Origin of the sequence: uncultured Rothia sp., from assembly GCF_937976295.1 — a bacterium.
GTDB lineage: Bacteria > Actinomycetota > Actinomycetes > Actinomycetales > Micrococcaceae > Rothia.
In genome coordinates this window covers 1-2,997 of the sequence record NZ_CALJRY010000294.1, presented here as the reverse complement: position 1 = coordinate 2,997, position 2,997 = coordinate 1, and the positions used below count along the sequence as shown (strand labels likewise).

Sequence of the window (2,997 nt, the reverse complement as noted above, 5' to 3'; positions counted from 1 at the left end):
CTAGCGCCACCCGACGCAGCAGACACACCAGACTGACCCAAAGAGCCGCCACCGGTACCGCCACCGGAGACACCACCCGGGTACACGCCGCCAGCAGAACCATCAGCCGAGCCATCAGCCGAACCCTGAGCGTTCACATCACCGGCAACACCGGAAGCACCAGCCTGACCGGAGCCAGCCTGCACAGCACCAGACTGTGCGGAGCCGGACTGGTTAGCACCAGCGGTACCGCCCGGAGTTGCCGAATCCACACGGCGCACACCGCTAAAGTCGTCCGCAGCAGCGTTCGGGTCCTTCGGCACGGCAGTCTCAAACGAGCACGCATCCGACGCCTTCTTACCCACAGCAACCGCAAGCTGCTGCACCGGGCTACTCACCTCAGTACCATCAGCCAAGGTCGCGGAATAGTGCACATCAAACATGTACTGGCCGGGCTCAGAGAACACCCAGTTTGCGTGCGCGTGCGTCGCGTAATCAATGTCGATCGTGGTCTTGCCGGTCGTCGAATCCAGCAGCACATCCGCGCCGTTCAGCGACTCGGTGAACATGCCGAAGCGTGCACCCTCAGGCATGACCTTCGGAACCACGTGCAGGCGCACAGGGCCGCGCAGCTGGCTGTAGTCAATGTCCTGCGTGTTGTAGCCGGGCCAAGGCAGGCCGCTCTGCTGGGTCTGCGGCAGGCCGTAGAAGGCGGTGCCGACCGGGCCCATGAAGTTCAGCTTCTCATCAGCCATACGTTCGGTGCGTACACGGCGGGCGTTCTCGCTGACAGTCCACACGACCGAATCAAGCGGGCGCACCGTCGAATCAGCGTCAATGATGCCGCTGTCGTCACGCAGACCCACGGACAGCTGGCGGTCCTTCAGGGTCGCCTGAATGTCCAAGTGGCCGTGCGAAATCTTGGTGCGGCCATCAATCTTGCCGGGCACACACTGGTTGCCGGGGGTTCCCGGAGTGGACGGCTCAGCGGAAGGTGCCGGGCTAGTCGAAGCAGGTGCGCTCGGGGTCGGGTTGGCCGGTGCGGGGCTAGACGGTGCCGGAGTAGAAGGCGCCGGAGTGGAAGGTGCCGGAGCAGGTGCGCTCGGCTCTGCGGAGGCGGTCGGCACTGCGGGCACGGTCGGAACCTCGCTGGGGGATACCGACGGAGCGTTGCTGGGCTCAGCGGTCGGAGCCTCACTGGGAGCCTCGCTCGGCTCAGCAGAAGGCTCGGCAGAGGGCGCAACGCTAGGCTCAGCGCTCGGCGACGGATCCGCCGGAGCAGGCTTCGGCGCGTCCCCAATCGGCGCGCTATCGGGTGCCAGCGCGCCGTGCGCGGTGTACTTAGTGCCCGGCTCGTAGTTCGCCGCGACCTCAGTGGTGGAGGCGGAAGCGTTCATATCCGGGTGGGTCAGCATCTTCACGCGCAGAGCGGTGCCCTTGTAGAACGACTCGTCACGGAAGGTAAAGCGCGCCACGCCGTCCTCGATGGAGCCTTCCAAATCGAGGTACGGGTAGACCGGGTCATCCTGGGCGTAGAAGCCGCCGCGCAGGAAGCCGCGCACCTTCGGGTCCTTGAAGCGGACCTCAACGGTGCTGAAGCCGTTGCCGTTCGGGGTGACGGTCACGTCGTAGTCCATGCTGGTGGGCGTGTACTGCTCGGTGCTGAGCACGGTGTTCGCTGCGTCCGGGATTTCTTCGGGCCAGGAGCCGTTACCGTCGTCGCTGTAGACGCTCTCGGTGCGACCGGGCTCGTAGGTGAGCTTGTGCGAGATCCAGCGGGACGCCTCCGCACTGTTCGCGTCGGAGGTGTCGGGGGTGAAGACCGCCTGTAGCTGCGAACCTTCGCTACCGAGCATTTCAGACCAGGTGGCGGTACCGTTCACAACCGGCAGGTCGGTAAGGAAGTAGCCGTTGTTGTACAGGGTCAGGGTACCCTTGAGGTTCTTGTTCGCGGCGGTGAAGGTGATGTCGCTGAGCTTGTCGTCAGCGTCCTTGTTCTTTGCCGGGTCGGCATCCAGGCGGTGCGGTGCCACGGAGAGTGCGTACTTCGCGGTGTCCAGGTCACCGACGGGTGCCGCGTTGTAGCGGTCAACGGTGGGCACGGCGGTGGGGGTGCCGTCACCGAGCACGGGCTGCATGCCGCCAACCTGCCAGACCAGCTTCGACGGCTTGGAGCTGATGATGCGGCCGTCGGTGGAGCGCGCCACGGTGCGGTAGGTGACCACGTAGCGGCCGGGGCGGGTGAAGGTCGTGGTGTTGTGGGTGTGGCTACCCTTGTCGAGCAACCAGGAGTGCCAGCCGGTGGAGCTGCTGGAGAGCATGCGGTACACGTCGGCGGGCGCGTCATCCGGGTTGTAGCGGAAGAGCTCCATGCGGCCGGGACCCTCAACGGAGAGAATGTCGGTAGCGAACACGCCGTCACGGAAACGCTCGGTGGGCACCTTCGTGGAGGCGCCCAGACCAGCCCAGATGGGGTCCTGGTTGCCGTAGGTCAGGTGCGGTGCCATGTAGAGGGTCTGGCCGGGTTCGCCGAGGAACGCCAGGGAGGGCGATTCGCCCAGGGTCATGGTGTACTGCGACTTGCCGTCCCTGGTGCTGTAGCCCTTGCCGACCCAGTTGACGGTCTTGTCCAGTTCGTAGGTGTCTGCGCCGGTCTTGTAGGGGTTCGCCTCGTTCATGAGGACGAAGGTGCCGTTCTGCTCGTCCCAGTATGCCTTGGGGGCGTCAACGTGGCCCTTGGTGGTGACGATTTTGCCGTCGTCGGGGCCTGCTGCGGCGGGCAGGGAGGGGGCTGCGCCGGCGAGCGCGAGCAACGCTGCGGCGGAGAGGAATGCGGCTGCGCGGCGGAGGGCGGGCTTGCCGCCGGGGATGAAGAGTGCGGGAGTGTGTGTGGTGACCCGTCGTTGGGTCTGCTTCTGAGAGTTCATGACAACCTTTCTCATTTTTCTATTTCTTAGGGTAGCTCTTTTGCAAATAATTGTCATTTTGAACCTAAGTGAGTATAGTGATTCTCAGAAA

Annotated in this window: 1 protein-coding gene; it reads right to left on the bottom strand. The window is 64.5% G+C overall.

Annotation, left to right across the window (positions count from 1 at the left end; all coding sequences use genetic code 11):
• On the bottom strand, positions 1–2,906 hold a 2,906-nt coding region (locus Q0216_RS07905; protein WP_298594335.1), incomplete at its 3' end, for a choice-of-anchor M domain-containing protein.
• Between the last annotated feature and the right edge of the window lie 91 nt (positions 2,907–2,997).